The organism is Pseudochelatococcus contaminans, assembly GCF_014195635.1.
GTDB lineage: Bacteria > Pseudomonadota > Alphaproteobacteria > Rhizobiales > Beijerinckiaceae > Pseudochelatococcus > Pseudochelatococcus contaminans.
Map to the genome: position 1 here is coordinate 24,402 of NZ_JACICC010000006.1, position 17,628 is coordinate 42,029.

Genomic DNA, 17,628 nt, shown 5'->3' on the forward strand with positions numbered 1-17,628 from the left:
GTGACAGCCTACTTCACCGAAGAAGGCTCAGTCGATGCTGTCAATGCCCGCATGGGATCGGACATCAATCCGCGACTGGCCGAAATCATGACCTGCCTCGTCAGGCACCTGCATGCGTTCGCGAAGGAAATCCAGCTCACGCAGGAAGAGTGGGAAATCGGTATCGACTTCCTCACCCGCACCGGTCAGATCTGCAGCGGGGAGCGGCAGGAGTTCATCCTGCTCTCGGACACGCTCGGCTTCTCCATGCTGGTCGACGCCATCAACAACCGCCGCCCGCAAGGCGCGACGGAGAACACGGTGTTCGGCCCGTTCCATGTCTTGGGCGCGCCGGTGCGGCAGATGGGGGACACCATCAGCCTCGACGGCAAGGGCGAGAGCTGCCTCTTCGAGGGCCGCGTCATCGACCTCGACGGCAATCCCATCGCGGGCGCGCGCATCGACGTGTGGTCGGACAACGACGAGGGCTACTATGACGTACAGCAGCCGGATATCCAGCCGAAATGGAACAATCGCGGCATCTTCGTTACCGGCGCCGACGGCCGGTACAGCTTCATCGGCATCAAGCCGGTGTCCTACCCGATCCCGGACGATGGCCCTGTCGGGCAGATGCTGGGTCATCTGGGACGCCACCCCTATCGCCCGGCGCACACCCACTACATGGTGACCGCCGAGGGATACCAGAAACTGGTGACGCATACGTTTGTGGGGGAGGATCCCTACCTGACCTCCGACACTGTGTTCGGTGTCAAGCAATCCCTCGTCGCGCCTTTCCAGAGCGTGCGCGACGGAAAAACCATATGGCGATCGCACTTTGATTTCGTACTCGTGCCGGAGCAGGGCATCGCCTATCATGACGAGACTTCAACCACGGGAGAAAAGCATGCCGCTGCTCAAGATCTATGCCGATAAAACGATTGAGGCCGGACGCAAGGACAGACTCGCGAAGGCGTTGCCCGCCTTGCGCGAGCTGGTGTGCCGCGAGCTGAAGGTGGATGCTTCACTATGTCAGATCGGGATCGTGGATGTTCACGGTCTGGAGGATCAGACGCGGATTTCCGTTGAAATTCAGCTGCTGCCCAAACCGGAGCGAACGCGCGAAGTGGTTGTGGCGGTTGCAGGAAAAATCCGCGACTTTCTGGCTCAGGAATCGCAGGAACATGTGGCGGTACGCGTGAGTGCCATTGATCCCGAGACCTATGTGGTCCTTCGGTGATCGGGATCGCCTCACCGGCGGCCGGTGAGGCGAACAGCGCCATGACTGGCCGCAGACCGCGCGTGTTGATCAGTGCAGGATTTTCCGGATTTCATCCCGGAGGTCCAGCAGGGCCGGAAGATATCGCGACACGAGTATCCCGGCGTCGTCGCCCTGTGTCGGAAGTCCGACATTGAGCGCGGCCACCGTCGCGCCGCGCGCGTTCAATAGCGGGACGGCAATAGAGCGCAATCCCATCTCCACCTCCTGATCGATGGCGGCATAGCCTTGCTCGCGTGCAAGCCCGATCCGTGCCACCACCGCTTCCGGATCGGTCAGCGTCAGGGGCGTTCGGGCGGTGAGCAGTCTGATGGCGATACGCCGCCGCGCCTCGTCCTCCGGCAGGGCGGCAAGCAGCACGCGGCCCATGGACGTGCAATAGGCGGGCAGGCGCGAGCCGGGCATCAGCGCAATCGACATCACCTTCCGCTGCGCCGCCCGCGCGACGTAGACGATCTCGTCCTCATCGAGAATCGACACCGACGTGCTCTCGCCCAGCGCATCGGACAGACGATCGAGCCACGGCTGCACGATCTGCGGCAGCGGCATCGTGGCGAGACAGGCCGTGCCGAGCCGCAGCACGCGCGGCGTCAGCGTGAAGAACTTGCCGTCATAGTCCGCATAACCCGCCTGCGCCAGCGTCAACAGGCAGCGCCGGGCCGTGGCCCGGTCGAGGCCGCTTGCTGTCGCCACGTCGGTGATGGACTGGCGGGGACGACTGGCCGCGAACGTTTCAATAACGGCAAGTCCCTTGGCGAGACCTCCCATCGTGTCGCGCGGGCTGATGCTCATCGGCGGAACTCCCTTGCAGGGCTTGTGCGAATATCGAACAAATAACGCATAGCGCACAAATCGTCTTGCTGTCCAGATCGTGGGGGCCTAGATCTGCGAACAGGAAACGGCTCCGGCGCGCCGGGGCGATCAGGAGGGACATCCCGATGGACAAGACAATTGCCAGCCCCGCCGAAGCGGTCGCCGGCATCGCGGACAGGGCGGTGGTGATGATCGGCGGCTTCGGCGGTTCCGGCGCGCCGATCGAGCTGATCCACGCACTCATCGACCGGTATGTGAAGACCGGAAGCCCGAAAAACCTGACTGTTGTGAACAACAACGCCGGCAACGGCCACGTCGGCCTCGCGGCGCTGATCGAGGTCGGAATGGTGAGGAAGCTTATCTGTTCCTTCCCACGTTCCGCCGATCCGCGCGTGTTCACGGAAAAGTATCTTGCCGGCGAGATTGAGCTGGAATTAGTGCCACAGGGCACCCTTGCCGAGCGCATCCGCGCCGGCGGAGCGGGGATTCCCGCTTTCTACACGCCCACTTCCTACGGCACGGAACTGGCCGAGGGCAAGCCGGTGGCGGAGTTCGAGGGCCGTCCCTATGTGCGGGAACGCTGGCTCAAGGCCGACTTCGCGCTCGTCAAGGCACATGTGGCCGACACGCACGGCAACCTCACCTACAACAAGGCCGCGCGCAATTTCAATCCGCTGATGTGCATGGCTGCGCGCACCACCATCGTGCAGGCGTCGCGGATCGTGCCGCCCGGCGGCATCGATCCGGAGCATGTCGTCACGCCGGGCATCTTCGTCAGCCAGGTCGTCGAGGTGCCCGATCCCGCCCAGGAAGAAGAGCTGAACCGCGCTGGCGCGGTCTATCCCGAGGGGACCAGCCCATGAATGCCATAAAGAGCGCTAACTACGAAGACATCAAGCTGTCCAATGCGCAGATCGCATGGCGCGCGGCGCAGGACATTGCGGACGGCGCTTATGTAAATCTCGGCATCGGCTTTCCGGAGATGGTTGCGCGCTACCAGCCGCCCGGCCGGGAGGCGATCTTTCACACCGAGAACGGCATCCTCGACTTCGGCGAGGCACCGCCGGCGGGCGAAGAGGACTGGGACCTGATCAACGCCGGCAAGAAGGCCGTTACGCTGAATCCGGGCGCCGCCTTCTTCCACCATGCGGACAGCTTCGCGATGGTGCGCGGCGGCCATCTCGACGTCGCCATCCTTGGCGCTTATCAGGTGGCCCAGAACGGCGACCTCGCAAACTGGAGCGTCGGGGCCAAGGGTGTGCCTGCGGTGGGCGGCGCCATGGATCTCGTCCACGGGGCGAAGCGGGTGGCGGTGCTCACCGAGCACATCACCCGGAAGGGCGAGCCCAAGCTTTTGGAACGCTGCACCTTGCCGTTGACGGGGGTGGGATGCGTGACGCGCATTTACACGAGCCTCGCTGTCATCGACATCGAGAACGCTCGTTTCGTGCTGCGCGAGAAGCTGCCCGCCATCAGTCTTGAAGGACTGCAATCGCTGACTGGCGCCGAACTCGTCATCGACGGGCTGGTGACCGACCTGAATGTACCCGAACTGTGAGGGAACCGGGATGACCGAGGCATTCATCTGCGACTACATCCGCACGCCCATCGGCCGCTTCGGCGGGGCGCTGTCTTCCGTGCGAGCCGACGATCTCGGTGCTGTGCCGCTCAGGGCCTTGATAGAGCGCAACCCTAAGGTCGACTGGGACGCCATCGATGATGTGATCTTTGGCTGCGCCAACCAGGCGGGTGAAGACAACCGCAACGTTGCCCGCATGTCATTGCTGCTGGCGGGGCTGCCTGTCGGCGTGCCGGGAACGACGATCAACCGCCTGTGCGGCTCCGGCATGGATGCCGTCATCACGGCGGCACGGGCTATTAAGGCGGGTGAGGCTGAATTGCTGATCGCCGGCGGCGTTGAGAGCATGTCGCGCGCGCCTTTCGTCTTGCCCAAGGCGGAGACTGCCTTTTCGCGGCAGGCGGAAATCCACGACACCACCATCGGCTGGCGTTTCATCAATCCGCTGATGAAGGCTCAGTACGGCGTCGATTCCATGCCCGAGACCGGCGAGAACGTGGCTGAAGATTTCGCTGTCAGCCGCGAGGATCAGGATGCCTTCGCATTGCGCTCGCAGGCGAGGGCGGCCATTGCGCAGGAGAACGGCCGGCTGGCGCAGGAAATCGTGCCGGTGACGATCCCACAACGCAAAGGCGATCCCAGGGTGATCGACCGGGACGAGCATCTACGCGCCACGACGCTTGAAGCTCTCGCGAAGTTGTCTGCACCGTTCCGCAAGGGCGGCAGCGTCACCGCAGGCAATGCCTCGGGCGTGAATGATGGTGCAGCGGCGCTGATCGTGGCCAGCGCGGAGGCAGCTGCCCGATATGGTCTCACCCCGATCGCGCGGGTACTGGGGGGTGCTGCGGCGGGTGTTCCGCCGCGTGTCATGGGCATCGGCCCGGCGCCCGCCTCAAAGAAGCTGATTGCACGACTTGGTCTTGCCACAGATGATTTCGACGTGATCGAGCTGAACGAAGCCTTTGCTAGTCAAGGGCTTGCAACATTGCGCGATCTTGGCATAACCGATGACGATCCGCGCGTGAACCGCAATGGTGGAGCGATCGCGCTCGGTCATCCGCTCGGCATGTCGGGTGCGCGCATCACGGGCACGGCGGCGCTGGAACTGTCACTCACTGGCGGCCGGCGTTCGCTTTCTACTATGTGTATCGGTGTCGGCCAGGGCATTGCCATTGCGCTTGAGCGGGTATGAATGGCTAAACAATCTGGCGGTGTGCAAGGATTTTATCGAGGTGAGCCCCGCTGAGCGTATGGTGATATGCAGTTTACTTTTATCGTCAAGCATCGCCGTATCTGGCCAGTCAGTTGGCTGTTTTCAGGACCACCAAAGGCAGACCTGGATGCCGTGCTGGCTATGGATGCGCTGATGACGGCTATCTGACGGCGGAGCGCCCTGCTGCATTACTTGGACCAGTGGGCGCAATACCCAAGTCAATACTTTTAACGGCTTCTGGCCAATAGCCTTTTCGTCCATTTTCATAGTCAGTATGAGCCGCCGCGTCGAACAGGCGCGGCGGCTTTCGGCTGCGTAGATGACCGCGAGATCGACATCACCAGTCTCGTCTCCAGCACGTCGAGCATGATGTTGGCTTCACTGCCCCGGTGTGTTGCGTTCCGCTCGGCGGAGAGACTTTCGCGGAAAGTTCAAGCTCCCAACGATCCGGTTTTTCAGGCAGCAGACCTGAGATTTCCCAATGGCGAGTTCACCTGATGAACGATTCCGGGATTTGGTTTGAGGTCGCTCCCCTGTTCAACCTAGCATGATCAAACAACAAGATGCTGCATGAGAGCAGCCAAAGGGAGGATTGAATGTCGCTGTTGACCAGAGTGGCCGGCGCGTGCGCGCTATCGGTATTTTCCGCAGGTTTTCTGATATCCGGAGTCTTGGCGCAGCCTCTGAGGGTTGGCGTGATGCTGCCGCTTAGCGGGCCTTCCGCCGCCGTCGGCAACCAGACGCGCGAGGGCGTCGAACTGGGGCTCAAAGCTCTGAACGCCAATGGCGGTTTGCTCGGACGCGAGATCGACTACGTCGTCGCGGATGACGAAAGCGTGCCCGCCATCGGCCTGAGCCGTGTGAACGAGCTTCTGGCCAAGGATATCGAAGTCCTTGTCGGAGGGTGGAACAGCCCGGTATTGCTGGCCTATCAGCCCATACTGGCCAAGGAAAACATCTTCTCCATCGCGACGATCGCCAAGGTTGATCAGGTCCTGACCGGCGCCGACAAGCACGCTTTCAAGATCTCGCCGGACAACAAGGACGACGCGCGCCAGATCGCGAAACTGGTGGTCGACAAGCTGGATGCGAAGTCCGTGCTCTTCATGAGCCAGAGCGACGTCTACGGCGATACGACGCAGAAGGCCATGGAGGCCGAAATCCTTGCCCTGCGGCCGGATATCAAGGTGCTGGGGCGGGAGCAGTTCCAGTATCAGGAGACCAATTTCCGCAACCTTCTGGAGAAGGCGCGCAGCCTGAACCCGGACGTGATCGTGGTCACCAATTCCAGTCAGGCATCCGGCATGGCCGCCATGCTGCAACAGGCCGATGAGATCGACCTGCCCAACAAGATCGTGGTGATGCAGGGCGGCCTGACCGATATCACCGTCGGGGCTGCCGGCCCTTCGGCAAATGGCGTCTACAGCGTGGGCTTCTACTTCGCCGACAAGCCGCCTTACTCGGAGATTCCGTTGAACAAGGAGTTCGTCGAGGCCTATCGCGCGGCATACGGCGTGACACCGGATGCAATGGCCGCTTCCGGCTACATTGCCGTGCAGGTGTGGGCGGAGGCCGTGCGCCGCGCCGGCACGACCGAACGGGTGGCCGTCTCCAAAGCCATGCGCGGCCAGAGTTTTCCCGACACGATCTGGGGAGAGGTGTCGGTCGACGACCGTGGCCAACTCAGCGCCAATTACACCCTGTTCCAGGTGACGGACGGCGAGCGCACGCCTCTTCCGGACTGATCGTTCCGATCGTCCGGCTCATCATCAAAGACTGATCCTCCGCAATCGTCTCGCCCTGCCGCTCCCGTGGCGGGCGGGACCAACGGGAGTATGCAATGACAATATTGGAAGTCCGCGACCTCGAGGTCAGCTACGGCGCGCTCAAGGCAGTCAGCGGCATGACCTTCACGTGTCGCGGGGGCGAGATTCTGGGCATCATCGGGCCGAACGGCGCCGGCAAGAGTTCCACCTTCAACGCGATCACCGGACGGGTGGAGAAGAAAGGCACCGTGACGCTTTCGGGGCAGAGCCTCGACGGTGTTCCCACCTGTGAGATGCAGCGTTTCGGCCTGAAGCGCACTTTCCAGCAGAACTCGTTCTTTACTGAACTGACGGTTTTGCGCAATGCGGAGATGGCGCTTGGCAGGGCCTATTGCCCGAGCCTGCCGGCTCTCCTGCGCAATCCGTTCTCGATCGGCCGGCGCGCACGGGTTCGTATCGAACGCGCCCGTGAGTTGCTGGCGGAGTTCCATATTCCGCCGGAGTACGGCAGCCTGCGCCCGGACGAGATTCCCTATGGCACCCAGCGCCTGCTGTCCATTGCCATGTCCTACGGCACCGGGGCGAAAGTCTTGCTGGCCGACGAGCCTGCCGCCGGGGTCGGCGGTGAGGACATGGAAGTCCTCGCCCGGATTCTGGACAAGTTGCGCGGCCTGGGCGTGGCCGTCGTGCTCATCGAACATCACATGGATCTCGTCATGCAGGTCTGCGACCGCATCGCCGTGATCGATCGCGGCACCCAGATCGCCTATGGCACTCCGGACGAAATCCAGAGAGATCCCAAGGTCCGCGCTGCCTATCTTGGAGGTGAGGCATGACGACAGGTGCTGCTGTCATGAGTTGCCGCGATGTGTCGGTGCGCTATGGCGCCAGCGTCGCGCTGCACGACATGAGCCTGGACATGCATCGCGGCGAGATGATCGGCGTTCTCGGCGCGAACGGCGCGGGGAAGTCGACCTTCGTCAATGCGCTTGCCGGCTGGTCGCGGGGGGCGGCTGCGGTCAGCGGCGAGATCAGCCTGCTCGGGCGCAGTATCGCGCGGGTGAAGCCGCATGTCCGCTTTCGCTCCGGCGTCGCGCTCGTGTCCGAGGGCAAGAATGTCTTCGGCCGGGTCAGCGTCTCCGACCATTTCCGGCTGATCCGCATACCGGCGCCGGAAGACACACGTTTTCGCGTGACGGCCGATGAGATCTTCGAGCTTTTTCCCCGCCTTGCCGAGCGCCGCAGCCATCTGGGCGGGCAGTTGTCCGGCGGAGAAAGGCAGATGCTCGCACTCGCCTGCGCGCTTCTGTCCTGCCCGCGGGTCCTGCTGCTGGACGAACCCTCGATCGGCCTTGCGCCGATGATCGTGACCGAACTTCTCCAGACCGTGCGGCGGCTGGTGGATCGCGGCCTGCCGGTGCTGCTGGTGGAACAGAACGCCGAGGCGGCGCTGAAGGTCGTCGACCGGGTCGTGCTGCTGGAAACGGGCAGGAAAGTGCTGGAAGGCGGACGCGAGGTGGCCGGCGACAGCCGCATCCAGGACGCTTATCTCGGCAAACGGAAGGAATGATCCATGCAATTGTCGTATTTCCTTCAGCTTCTGCTGAACGGCACGGTGGCGGGGCTTGGCTATGCCCTGATCGCCATCGGCTGGACGATCCTTCTGGGTATGGCGCGGCTGGTGAACTTCGCCCATGGCACCATGTACATGCTGGCGGCGTTCGTCACCTGGTATCTGATGCGGATGCAGGGCTTCGAGTATCTGCCGGCGATCCTCGTGTCCTGTCTGGTCCTCGCCGTCCTCTGCATCGTCATGCAGCACATGATGGCGCGCCAGATCCAGACACAGGATCTGACCAGCATCATGATCATCACGCTGGGCATCAGCTATATCCTGACGGGGGCTGCCGGCCTGTTCTTCGGCGGCACGCCCCAGAACATCGCTTCTCCCTTGCGGGCGCTGCGCCTGACCGTCGGCGACGTCCGCCTGACCGGTCTCGACCTGACGATCATTCTGGTGACGCTGATCATCTATGCCGCCGTGTGGCTGGTCCTTCGGCGCTCGCGCATCGGCGCCGCCATGCGCGCCCTCGCCGAGGACGGCAAGCTGGCACAGCTTTACGGGATCAACCCGGCGCTCCTGCTCGGCGGCATCTTCGCCTTCGAGGGGGCCAGTGTGGCTCTTGCGGCGGGGCTGATCGCGCCGCGGGCGCCGATCCTGACCACGATGGGTTTTCAGGAGGTGATCCTGACCTTCGTGATCGTGGTCATCGGCGGGATCGGCTCGGTTCCCGGCGCGCTTGTCGCCGGTCTGGCGATCGGCATCTTCATTTCATTCTTCAGCGCGCTCGTGTCCTCCGCCTTCGCGCTGTCGGCGGTTTTCGCAACGCTGCTGGTGTTTCTCGTGGCGCGCCCGTCCGGTTTTGGCAAAGGAATCTGATCGATGCGGGAGACGACCTTATCCACTTCGGGAGGCATCATGCCGAAATCCCTTCCCCTGTCACACCTTTTTCTCGCCCTCGCGCTGATCGGCTTTTTCCTCGTTCCCTATGCCTGGTCCGACAGCCGGGTGATCGTGGGCTACTGCGTGCTGACGGCCATCCTCGCGATCATGAGCTACGGCGTGGACATGATCACGTCGGATCTGGGCGAGGTCAGCCTTGGCCAGGCGCTCTTTCTGGCCGCCGGCACCTATGGCGTTGGCATCGGCACGACGCGCCTCGGCCTTTCGCCCGTCGCCACGCTGGCGCTGTCGATCGTCGTGGCGCTGGCGCTGGGCGCCGTGCTCGGGTTCATCACGCTGCGCGTGCGGGAGTTCATGTTCTCGCTGGTCACCTATTGCGCTGCCGTCGTGGCGCACGAGGTGGCCTACAATCTGGAGTTCCTCGGCGCTTCGGAGGGCATCCTCGGCATTCCCTCGATGGAACTGACGCTGGGGCCATTCAGCTATGTCGCCGACACCAACCTGCGGCTGTGGCCGATCGTCTTTCTGATGTTGCTGCTGGTGCTGGGCCTCATGGCGCTGTTCCGCCGGTCGACCTTGGGAGCGGAGGCGCTGATGTCGCATCTCAATCCCGATCTCGCCGAAAGCCTCGGCGTCAACCTGCGCCGTACGCGGCTGAAGGTCTTCCTCCTTTCGGCGCCGGTCACGGCGGTCGGCGGCTGGCTTTACGCCTATCAGCGCAACTACGTCGGTCCCGACGTGTTCGAGCCCTATTTCATCATGCTCTTCCTCAGCGCGGTGATACTGCTCGGAAAGCGCCTGCTGCTGGGGCCTCTCATCGGCGTGGCGCTGATCCTGTTCCAGGAGCGGTTTCTGTCTCTCGGGGGCGATGGCAACAAGGTTTTCCTCGGTGCGCTTCTGGTCGTGATGCTTCTGGCGCTGCCGCGCGGAGCACTTTCTCTCTTCAGGAAATGACAGGCAGGACAAATGGCACGCTATACTGACAAGCTGGCGCTGATTTCCGGCGGGCGCGGCGCGTTCGGACAGGCCATCGCCAGGCAATTGCGCACGGAGGGGGCGCGGGTCGTGCTGGCCGATATCGCCTACGAGGGCCTGTCGCTGACCCCGGGCGCGGAGGGCGACGAGATCCGGCTGGACGTGACCGACGAAGCCAGTTGGGACAGGATCGTGGCGGAAGTGGAGGATCGGCGCGGCCGCATCGACCTTTTCGTGAACGGTGCGGGTGTGATCTGTCCCGAAAGCTACGCCTTCGAGGATTTTCCCTACGACGACTGGCGCCGGCTGTTCGAGATCAACACGCATGGCACTTTCCTGGGCACCCGCGCCGCCATCCGGCACATGAAGACGCACGGGGGCGGGGCGGTGGTCAACATCGGCTCGGTGGCGGGCTATGTCGGCTCGGCGGATGCCGCCGCCTACGGTCCCAGCAAGGCCGCCGTCTCGAACACCAGCAAGCAGGCGGCGCTTTCCGCCGCGCTGTCGGGCCATAACGTGCGGGTGAACACGGTCCATCCGGGCTTCGTCTGGACCTCGCTGATCGAGGGAAAGATGCTGCGGATCTATCGCGATGCGGAGACAGCGCAGCGCGCCATCGCCGCTCAGTTGCCGCTGGGCCGCCTGGCCCGGCCCGAGGACGTGGCCTATGCCGTTGCCTTCCTCGGCTCCCATGAGGCGGAGTCGATCACCGGCGCGGATCTGGTGATCGATGCGGGGCGGCTGCTGAAATGACGATGCCCGTTGTCGATTGCGACCTGCTGGTGATCGGCAGCGGAGCCGGCGGAATGTCGGCCGCGCTGTCGGCGGCGGCGGGTGGCGCGCGGGTGCTGGTGGTCGAGAAAGCCAGCGTCTTCGGCGGCACCACGGCCGTTTCCGGCGGCGTGATGTGGGTGCCGGCCAACCACGTCGCGCGGCGGGAAGGTGTCGAGGACGATGCCGACCTCGCGCGCGCCTATCTGCGCGCCCTTCTCGGGGATCGTTACGACCCGCCCTTCATCGACGCCTATCTCGCAACCGCGCCGGACATGCTGCGCTTCCTGGAGGAGGAACTGCGCCTGCCGCTGACGACGGAGATAGGCACCCCGGATTACCGTTCGGATCTGCCGGGTGCGCTGGCGCGGGGACGCAGCGTTCAGGTGGCCGGCCTGTCGGGCACCGCGCTCGGCCGCGATCTCCGGCATCTGCGTCCGCCGCTGGAGGAGATGACGCTTTTCGGCCTTCAGATCGGTTCCGGCATCAATCTGGACGATCTTTACGCCTTCGGCCGCAAGCTGGGGCCGAGCCTGCGGGTGGTCCGGATGCTCGCATGGAACCGCATGCAGGCTGTGCTTCACGGCCGCCCGACGCGACTGGCCAATGGCAATGCGCTGGTGGCGCGGCTGTGGCTGGCGCTGCGCCGGTTCGACGTGCCCCTGTGGCTCGGCGCGCCCGCGCTTCGCCTGACGGGCGACGGCGCGCGCGTGGACGGTGCGATCGTCAGCCGCGGCGGGCGGCTGCACCGCATACGCGCGTCGAAAGGCGTCATCCTTGCAAGCGGCGGCATCTCGCACGACGTCGAGGCCCGCCAGCGCCTGTATGGCCATCCGGCGGGAGCGGAAGCGCATTTCTCGCTGACCGCACCCGGCAACCGGGGCGACGGCGCCCGCATGGCGGCTGCGTTCGGCGGTCATGTCAGCGGCGATGTCTCGGACGGCGGCGGCTGGATGCCGGTCTCGAAAGTGCCGCGCCGCGACGGTGGCTGGGGCCTGTTCCTGCACTCGCTGAATCAGGGCAAGCCGGGCTTTATCGCCGTTACCCGGGAGGGCCGGCGCTTCGTCGATGAAAGCCTGTCGTATCACGATTTCGTCCGCGCGATGGTGGCGGCCGATCCCTCGCCGGATCAGAAAGGCTGCTGGCTCATCTGCGATGACCGGGCCTTCAAAAAATATGGCATCGGCTTCGTCAAGCCGATCCTGCCGGCCGGCTGGCTGGAGTCGAAGGGATATGTGCATCGCGCGGGCGGCATTGCCGCGTTGGCGCGATCGATCGGCGCCGATCCCGTCATGCTGGAACGGACGATCCGGGAGTACAATGGCGCGGCCGGGCAGGGGCTCGACCCCGTGTTCGGGAAGGGAAGCCATGCCTATGGCCGCTACCTGGGCGACCCCATGCATCGCCCCAACCCCAATGTCGCTCCTCTCGACAAGGCGCCCTGGCGCGCCGTCTTTGTTCATCCGGGCGATATCGGCATGTTCGCCGGGCTTGCGGTCAGCCCGCGCGCCGAGGTGCTGGATGGCGAAGGGCGCCCGGTCCCCGGTCTGCGCGCCGTGGGCAATGACATGCTGTCGGTCTTCCGGGGCAGCTATCCCGGCGGCGGCTCGCTGATCGGCCCGGCCATGACCTTCGGCTATCTCGCCGGCAAGGAGATGGCGGGATAAGCGCCGTTCATTCCTGCTGAAGATCGGGATGAGCGTCGCACTTGCGTCCGATCGCGGCGGCGCTTTCGCGCGCCGGGCTGAGGAAGCGCCGCACCGCTTCCTCAACCGACAGCGCGGATGAGAACCACACCACGGTCAGCACCACCTGTAGCCGGTCGCGTGCGAAGATCGGCACGGACAGCGAGCTGGTTTCCTTGTAGATCTCGCCGCAGCGCAGGCCATAGCCTTGTTTCACGGTCTGCGCGATCATCCGGTTGACCGTGGTTTCATCGAAGCCTGATTTCTCCGTGGCGGTCAAGTGAGCGAGAATTTCCTCCCGCTCCGTCGGAGAGCAAAAGGCCAGCCACGCCCGGCCGCTCGATGTCTCCAGCATGGAAAGCGTCGTGCCGACAATTCCTCCAATGATCGAGAACGGACTGAAACGATGGGTCGATTCCCGCACGATCATCCGATAATTCTGGAATGCCATGAGGTCCACGGGCCACAGGATTTCCCGGCCCAGCCGCTCGATCTCGGGGATCGCGCATTCGCGCACCCATGCCTCGTCGTTGTATCCGTCCGAAAGCGTGCGGCACCGATGGGTCAGCCGCCAGCTTCCGGTCGAGGCGCTGCGCTCGATGAATCCCATGTCCTCCAGGGTTTCCATGATGCGGATGACCGTCGGGCGCGGAATGCCGAGCTGGCGCGAAAGCTGCGCCGCCGTGGCCTCCTTCGAGTGGGAAATGGCCTGCATGACAAGCAGCCCGCGCTGGAGCGCGCGCACCGGCTCATAGCTGCGGCGAGGCGAACTGCCAGTCATGGGGCCTCCGTATCGGTTGGGAACACGTCCTGGTCCGGGAATGCGCACCGGACCGCCGTTGCCTTAGCATACGTCAGGCGCGGCGGCCTGTGGAAGCGTCGGTGCGTTTTTCCCGGACCGGGTTTCCGATCCCGGCTGGCAATGGCTGACGGCCGAATTTCCGGCGCCGGTCGGGGACCGGCGCCGACGGCGTCAGGCGTTGCTGACAACCGGCTCTTTTTCCCGGAACGTCAGGATCAGTCCGACGGTCGCGATGGCCGACACGACCATGGCTCCGGCAAACAGCTTGTAGACATCGACCGGCGTCCAGCTTCCGGCCAGTATGAAGCCGGTGACGATCGGCCCCAGAATGGCGAAGCCGCGGCCGACGCCGATCATCAGGCCCACGCCGGTGCCGCGCAGCATGGTTGGATAGATGGAGGGGCTGATGGCGAAATAGGCCGCGAGACCGCCATTCGCGCACATGCCGACCGCCACGGCGATCACCATGGCCACCGAGACGTTCGTCACGTTGACGGCGTAGAGATAGAAGGCGATGCCGCCGAGGCCGATCAGCAGTGCGGTTGCGGTTCTGGGATGCAGCCACAGGGTGAGCAGGCCGAAAATCAGTGCGCCCGCCACGCCGCCATACTGGATCAGCATCGCAACCTGAATTCCCAGATGCTGGTCGCCCGTCATGTCGGCCATGATCTTGGCGGTCCAGGTATTGGCGAAGTAAAACGAGGCGCTGAGGCACGCGAAGCCGACCCACAGCAGCAACGTGCGCGGCAAAAGCTCGCCCCGGAACAGGTCGGCCAGTCGCCGTTGCCCGGTCCTGTCCGTGGAGGGCTCGGGCAGCTTCGAGGCTCCCGCAAATCCGAGCCGGCGCGCGATGCGATTGTAGCGCGTGAGGGCATCGGCCGGCCGCTTGTGGACCAGATAGTCGATGGACTCGGGCAGAAGCACGAGCGCGAACAGCATGACCGCAAAGCTCAGCACGCCGCCGAACAGGAAGGTCGCGCGCCAGCCATAGGCGTCGATCAGCGGCGAAATCGCGTAGCCCGCCAGCGCGGAACCGAGCGGAAGGCCGATGCCGTACAGGCCCATCACCAGCCCGCGCCGCTTGTCGGAGCAGTATTCGGAGACGATCACGTTCAGGCTCGGCACCAGCGCGCCGATGAACAGCCCGGCGATCAGCCGGATGATGACCAGTTGCCACAATCCCTGCGCCAGCCCCGACAGCACCATGGTCACGGTGATTGCGCCCAGGCACGCCAGAATGTGCTGCCGCCGGCCGACACGGTCCGCCAGAGGCGCCAGAAACAGCGCCCCGAGCGCCATGCCCGCAATGCCGGCGCTGAGAAGATAGCCCACCTGCGAGTTGGGCAACTGCCAGTCCCTGGCGATGGCCGACATGGAAAATGGCATTGCGACGACTTCGTATCCGTCGACCATGGCGATCACGATACACAGCATGACGATGCCGATCTGTGGCAGACGCATCGGCCCCTGTTTCAGGGTGTCGATCATATTCATGACTGTTTTTTCCTCCCAGCGGATTTGTGTCTGGTGACGCGCTTCCGTGCGGCAGCTCATGTGTCCGCTTGGAAGTCGCGATCCGGCACGTATGATTCTTCACCGCGCGGCCACTTTTATCGGGATGCCCGCGATCTCCGCCAGAAACGGCAAATCACTGTGCGGCGAAATCGCGGGATCGAAAGTGTCCGCCTGACGGACAGAATTGCGTGCGCTGCTGATTTGCCGCGTCGGTTCGTGCAGAAAACGGCCATGAGAACCGGAATTTTCGCATGCTGGTGTGGGGCAGGGCGGCAAGCGGATCAACCGGACAATAACATGGGAGGGTGCCATGGCTATCATTGCACTGGGTTATCTCGGCGTGCGCTCAGACCGGCTGGATGACTGGTCCGATTTTGCCGGCCGTCTTTTGGGAATGCAGAAAATCGACCGTGGCGGCAAGGCGCTGGCCTTTCGCATGGACGACCGTGTCCAGCGGCTGCTTGTCTCGGACGAGCCGGGCGAGACGCTGGCGTTTCTGGGGTTCGAGGTCGAGCACAAGAGCGACCTTCAATTCTATGCCGCGCGGGTCGAGGCCGCCGGAATCAAGGTTCACCCTGCTGCGCCCGGTCTGGCGGACAGGCGGTTCGTGGGCGATCTGGTCTGGTTCCTCGATCCGATGGGCAACCGCGTGGAGCTGTTTCATGCGCCGATGATCGCCAGCGATCCGTTCGTGCCCGGGCGCCCCATCGACGGCTTCAGGACCGGCCCGCTCGGCATGGGCCATGCGGTTCTGCATGTGCAGGACATCGAGGTGATGATGCCGTTCTACCGCGACGTGCTGGATTTCCACGTCTCGGATTACGGGTTGCAGCCTTATGGGTTGTATTTCTTCCATCTGAACGAACGCCACCATTCCTTCGCCATGGTCGGTTCGGGACAGCAGGGTTTCCATCACTTCATGGTCGAGTTCCAGAACCTCGACGATGTCGGGCAGGGCTACGACATCGCCCAGCAGCAGGAGGGGCGGGTCGCCTATACGCTGGGGCGGCACACCAACGATTACATGACCAGTTTCTACGCCAACTCGCCGTCGGGTTTCTTCGTCGAGAACGGCTGGGGCGGGCGGCTGATAGATCCCGCCACCTGGGAGCCGCACGAAACCCATGACGGTCCCAGCTTCTGGGGGCACGAGCGCCTGTATCTGACCGAGGAGGGTGGGCGCAAGCGGCTGCGCGACATGCGCCTCGACGCCGCGGCGCGCGGGCGCCGTTCGCCGCCGGTGCCGGATTGCCCCTGGCTTTACAACGAAATCGCAAAAACGGGGAAATGACGATGGAACAATACGACGTCGCCATCGTGGGTTACGGTCCCACGGGGGCCACGCTTGCGCATCTTCTGGGCCAATGCGGACTGAGCGTTCTGGTGCTGGAGCGCGAAGGCGCTGCCTATCACTTGCCGCGTGCCGTGCATTTCGACGCCGAGGTGATGCGGGTGTTCCAGTGGATCGGCATCGCCGACGCCATGCAGGAGCTGACGTGCCTGCATCCGGGCATGCGCTTCGTTGGGCCGGACGGCGCGCTGCTGCTCGACTGGCCTCGCCCGCAGGGAACCGGGCCGCAGGGCTGGCGGGCGAATTACCGCTTTCACCAGCCCGATCTCGAACGGCTGCTCCGCGATGCGATGGAAAGCCGGCCGGAAGTCACCGTGCGCACCCGCTGCGATCTGTTCATGGTCGAGCAGGATGACGCCGGCGTCACCCTGCGCTATGAGGATATGAGCCGCGGCAAGGTGGAGCGGGCGCGTGCCCGTTATGTCGTCGGCTGCGACGGAGCGCGCTCGCTGATCCGCCGGTTTATCGAATCCGGGATGGAGGATTACGGCTTCCATGAGCGCTGGCTGGTGATCGACGTGATCCTGAATGGCGACAAGCCGGAACTGGGCGATCATTCGATCCAGTATTGCGTGCCGGAGCGTCCTTCGACCTATGTGCGCACGCCGGGCCGCCGTCGCCGCTGGGAGATCACCGTTCTGCCTGACGAAACCACCGCCGAGATGACCCGTCCCGAAAAGGTCTGGGACATGCTCTCGCCGTGGTTGAAGCCCGACGAGGCCGAGCTGGAGCGCGCGGCGGTCTATGTGTTTCACTCGCTGGTTGCCGAGGACTGGCGCAAGGGGCGCCTGCTGCTGGCGGGAGACGCCTGCCACCAGACCCCGCCCTTCATGGGGCAGGGCATGTGCGCGGGCGTCCGCGATGTCGCCAATCTCTACTGGAAGCTGGCGCTGGTCTGCAAGGGCGCGGTCACCGGCGATGCGGCCGAAAGGCTGCTCGACACCTACGAAAGCGAGCGCAAGCCCAATGCCCGCGAATACATCCAGACGGCGGTGCGGCTCGGCGGCCTGATCAACACCTGCGGAACCGAGGCGGCCCTGCGCGCCGCGTTGCCCGGCAACCGTGGCTCGGCCAAGATGGAGAGCATCGCGCCGCCGATCGGCCCGGGGCTTGGCGTAGGCGATGTCGCGGGCCGGCTCTTCGGCCAGCCGCGGCTGGCGGATGGACGGCTGATGGACGAGGTCTATCGCCACCGGTGGGTTGTGGTGGCGGATGCCGCGCTCGCCGCCGGAGTGGAATTGCCGCCCGGTATCGGCCTCGTCACCACCGAAAACTCGGCCGACGCCGCCGAACATCTGGAGCGCCTTGCAACGCGGGCCGTGCTGCTGCGCCCCGATCGCCATACGCTCGGCGGAGCCGACACCGCTACCGAACTGGCGGCGCTGCTCGAACGCGCGCTTCCCGATCCTGTCAAATCTCAAGAACCGGAGATGGTCTGA

17 protein-coding genes are annotated in these 17,628 nt (G+C 64.3%); 14 read left to right on the forward strand and 3 right to left on the reverse strand.

Annotation, left to right across the window (positions count from 1 at the left end; translation table 11 throughout):
- Positions 1–912, forward strand: a complete 912-nt coding sequence (locus FHS81_RS12230; protein ID WP_183753334.1) for a dioxygenase family protein — start codon at positions 1–3, stop codon at positions 910–912.
- On the forward strand, positions 884–1,216 hold the full coding sequence (locus FHS81_RS12235) for a hypothetical protein (protein ID WP_183753335.1): 333 nt from the start codon (positions 884–886) through the stop codon (positions 1,214–1,216). The genes FHS81_RS12230 and FHS81_RS12235 overlap by 29 nt, the downstream gene beginning before the upstream one ends.
- Positions 1,217–1,285: 69 nt before the next feature.
- On the opposite strand, the gene FHS81_RS12240 is transcribed toward FHS81_RS12235, so the two are convergent.
- A complete protein-coding gene (locus FHS81_RS12240) occupies positions 1,286–2,047 on the reverse strand; it encodes an IclR family transcriptional regulator domain-containing protein (protein WP_183753337.1) in 762 nt (253 codons plus the stop codon).
- Between the two features lie 146 nt (positions 2,048–2,193).
- Here FHS81_RS12240 and FHS81_RS12245 point away from each other — a divergent pair, with 146 nt between their 5' ends.
- The 10 genes from FHS81_RS12245 (at position 2,194) to FHS81_RS12290 (ending at position 12,503) form a co-directional block, all read left to right on the forward strand.
- On the forward strand, positions 2,194–2,931 hold the full coding sequence (locus tag FHS81_RS12245) for a 3-oxoacid CoA-transferase subunit A (RefSeq protein WP_183753339.1): 738 nt from the start codon (positions 2,194–2,196) through the stop codon (positions 2,929–2,931).
- Positions 2,928–3,626, forward strand: coding sequence for a CoA transferase subunit B (locus FHS81_RS12250; RefSeq protein WP_183753341.1), 699 nt, complete (start codon positions 2,928–2,930; stop codon positions 3,624–3,626). The genes FHS81_RS12245 and FHS81_RS12250 overlap by 4 nt, the downstream gene beginning before the upstream one ends.
- Before the next feature lie 10 nt (positions 3,627–3,636).
- Entirely contained in the window at positions 3,637–4,839 is a 1,203-nt protein-coding gene (pcaF, locus tag FHS81_RS12255; protein ID WP_183753343.1) for a 3-oxoadipyl-CoA thiolase, read from the forward strand.
- Positions 4,840–5,456: 617 nt separating this feature from the next.
- Positions 5,457–6,605, forward strand: a complete 1,149-nt coding sequence (locus FHS81_RS12260) for an ABC transporter substrate-binding protein (RefSeq protein WP_183753345.1) — start codon at positions 5,457–5,459, stop codon at positions 6,603–6,605.
- A 95-nt stretch (positions 6,606–6,700) separates the two neighbouring features.
- On the forward strand, positions 6,701–7,462 hold the full coding sequence (locus FHS81_RS12265) for an ABC transporter ATP-binding protein (protein WP_183753347.1): 762 nt from the start codon (positions 6,701–6,703) through the stop codon (positions 7,460–7,462).
- Entirely contained in the window at positions 7,459–8,196 is a 738-nt protein-coding gene (locus FHS81_RS12270; RefSeq protein ID WP_210281665.1) for an ABC transporter ATP-binding protein, read from the forward strand. The genes FHS81_RS12265 and FHS81_RS12270 overlap by 4 nt, the downstream gene beginning before the upstream one ends.
- 3 nt (positions 8,197–8,199) lie before the next feature.
- Complete coding sequence (locus tag FHS81_RS12275; protein ID WP_183753349.1) at positions 8,200–9,066, forward strand: branched-chain amino acid ABC transporter permease; 867 nt, start codon at positions 8,200–8,202, stop codon at positions 9,064–9,066.
- A gap of 39 nt (positions 9,067–9,105) precedes the next feature.
- Positions 9,106–10,044, forward strand: coding sequence for a branched-chain amino acid ABC transporter permease (locus FHS81_RS12280; protein ID WP_183753351.1), 939 nt, complete (start codon positions 9,106–9,108; stop codon positions 10,042–10,044).
- A 12-nt stretch (positions 10,045–10,056) separates the two neighbouring features.
- Positions 10,057–10,818 carry an SDR family NAD(P)-dependent oxidoreductase gene (locus FHS81_RS12285; protein ID WP_183753353.1) on the forward strand — a complete coding sequence of 254 codons (762 nt, stop codon included), beginning with the start codon at positions 10,057–10,059 and terminating at the stop codon, positions 10,816–10,818.
- Positions 10,815–12,503: an FAD-binding protein gene (locus FHS81_RS12290; RefSeq protein WP_183753355.1), complete on the forward strand. Its 1,689-nt coding sequence runs from the start codon at positions 10,815–10,817 to the stop codon at positions 12,501–12,503. Before FHS81_RS12285 ends, FHS81_RS12290 begins: the two co-directional genes overlap by 4 nt.
- A 7-nt stretch (positions 12,504–12,510) precedes the next feature.
- Here the strand turns inward: FHS81_RS12290 and FHS81_RS12295 are convergent, their stop codons facing one another.
- Together FHS81_RS12295 and FHS81_RS12300 are read right to left on the reverse strand one after the other, a co-directional pair.
- A complete protein-coding gene (locus tag FHS81_RS12295) occupies positions 12,511–13,302 on the reverse strand; it encodes a helix-turn-helix domain-containing protein (RefSeq protein ID WP_183753357.1) in 792 nt (263 codons plus the stop codon).
- Between the two features lie 192 nt (positions 13,303–13,494).
- Positions 13,495–14,817 (reverse strand): MFS transporter, encoded by a 1,323-nt coding sequence (locus tag FHS81_RS12300; RefSeq protein WP_183753359.1) that lies wholly within the window; start codon positions 14,815–14,817, stop codon positions 13,495–13,497.
- Positions 14,818–15,148: 331 nt separating this feature from the next.
- Here FHS81_RS12300 and FHS81_RS12305 point away from each other — a divergent pair, with 331 nt between their 5' ends.
- Both FHS81_RS12305 and mhpA read left to right on the forward strand, forming a co-directional pair.
- Positions 15,149–16,129, forward strand: coding sequence for a VOC family protein (locus FHS81_RS12305; protein WP_183753361.1), 981 nt, complete (start codon positions 15,149–15,151; stop codon positions 16,127–16,129).
- Positions 16,130–16,131: 2 nt separating this feature from the next.
- On the forward strand, positions 16,132–17,628 hold the full coding sequence (gene mhpA / locus FHS81_RS12310; protein WP_183753363.1) for a bifunctional 3-(3-hydroxy-phenyl)propionate/3-hydroxycinnamic acid hydroxylase MhpA: 1,497 nt from the start codon (positions 16,132–16,134) through the stop codon (positions 17,626–17,628).

What these genes read in the sequence shown, in the direction of transcription:
- FHS81_RS12235 (WP_183753335.1), top strand. Translation starts at nt 884, where the DNA reads ATGCCGCTGCTCAAGATCTATGCCGATAAAACGATTGAGGCCGGACGC.
- FHS81_RS12240 (WP_183753337.1), bottom strand. Translation starts at nt 2,047, where the DNA reads ATGAGCATCAGCCCGCGCGACACGATGGGAGGTCTCGCCAAGGGACTT.
- FHS81_RS12245 (WP_183753339.1), top strand. Translation starts at nt 2,194, where the DNA reads ATGGACAAGACAATTGCCAGCCCCGCCGAAGCGGTCGCCGGCATCGCG.
- FHS81_RS12250 (WP_183753341.1), top strand. Translation starts at nt 2,928, where the DNA reads ATGAATGCCATAAAGAGCGCTAACTACGAAGACATCAAGCTGTCCAAT.
- pcaF (WP_183753343.1), top strand. Translation starts at nt 3,637, where the DNA reads ATGACCGAGGCATTCATCTGCGACTACATCCGCACGCCCATCGGCCGC.
- FHS81_RS12260 (WP_183753345.1), top strand. Translation starts at nt 5,457, where the DNA reads ATGTCGCTGTTGACCAGAGTGGCCGGCGCGTGCGCGCTATCGGTATTT.
- FHS81_RS12265 (WP_183753347.1), top strand. Translation starts at nt 6,701, where the DNA reads ATGACAATATTGGAAGTCCGCGACCTCGAGGTCAGCTACGGCGCGCTC.
- FHS81_RS12270 (WP_210281665.1), top strand. Translation starts at nt 7,459, where the DNA reads ATGACGACAGGTGCTGCTGTCATGAGTTGCCGCGATGTGTCGGTGCGC.
- FHS81_RS12275 (WP_183753349.1), top strand. Translation starts at nt 8,200, where the DNA reads ATGCAATTGTCGTATTTCCTTCAGCTTCTGCTGAACGGCACGGTGGCG.
- FHS81_RS12280 (WP_183753351.1), top strand. Translation starts at nt 9,106, where the DNA reads ATGCCGAAATCCCTTCCCCTGTCACACCTTTTTCTCGCCCTCGCGCTG.
- FHS81_RS12285 (WP_183753353.1), top strand. Translation starts at nt 10,057, where the DNA reads ATGGCACGCTATACTGACAAGCTGGCGCTGATTTCCGGCGGGCGCGGC.
- FHS81_RS12290 (WP_183753355.1), top strand. Translation starts at nt 10,815, where the DNA reads ATGACGATGCCCGTTGTCGATTGCGACCTGCTGGTGATCGGCAGCGGA.
- FHS81_RS12295 (WP_183753357.1), bottom strand. Translation starts at nt 13,302, where the DNA reads ATGACTGGCAGTTCGCCTCGCCGCAGCTATGAGCCGGTGCGCGCGCTC.
- FHS81_RS12300 (WP_183753359.1), bottom strand. Translation starts at nt 14,817, where the DNA reads ATGAATATGATCGACACCCTGAAACAGGGGCCGATGCGTCTGCCACAG.
- FHS81_RS12305 (WP_183753361.1), top strand. Translation starts at nt 15,149, where the DNA reads ATGGCTATCATTGCACTGGGTTATCTCGGCGTGCGCTCAGACCGGCTG.
- mhpA (WP_183753363.1), top strand. Translation starts at nt 16,132, where the DNA reads ATGGAACAATACGACGTCGCCATCGTGGGTTACGGTCCCACGGGGGCC.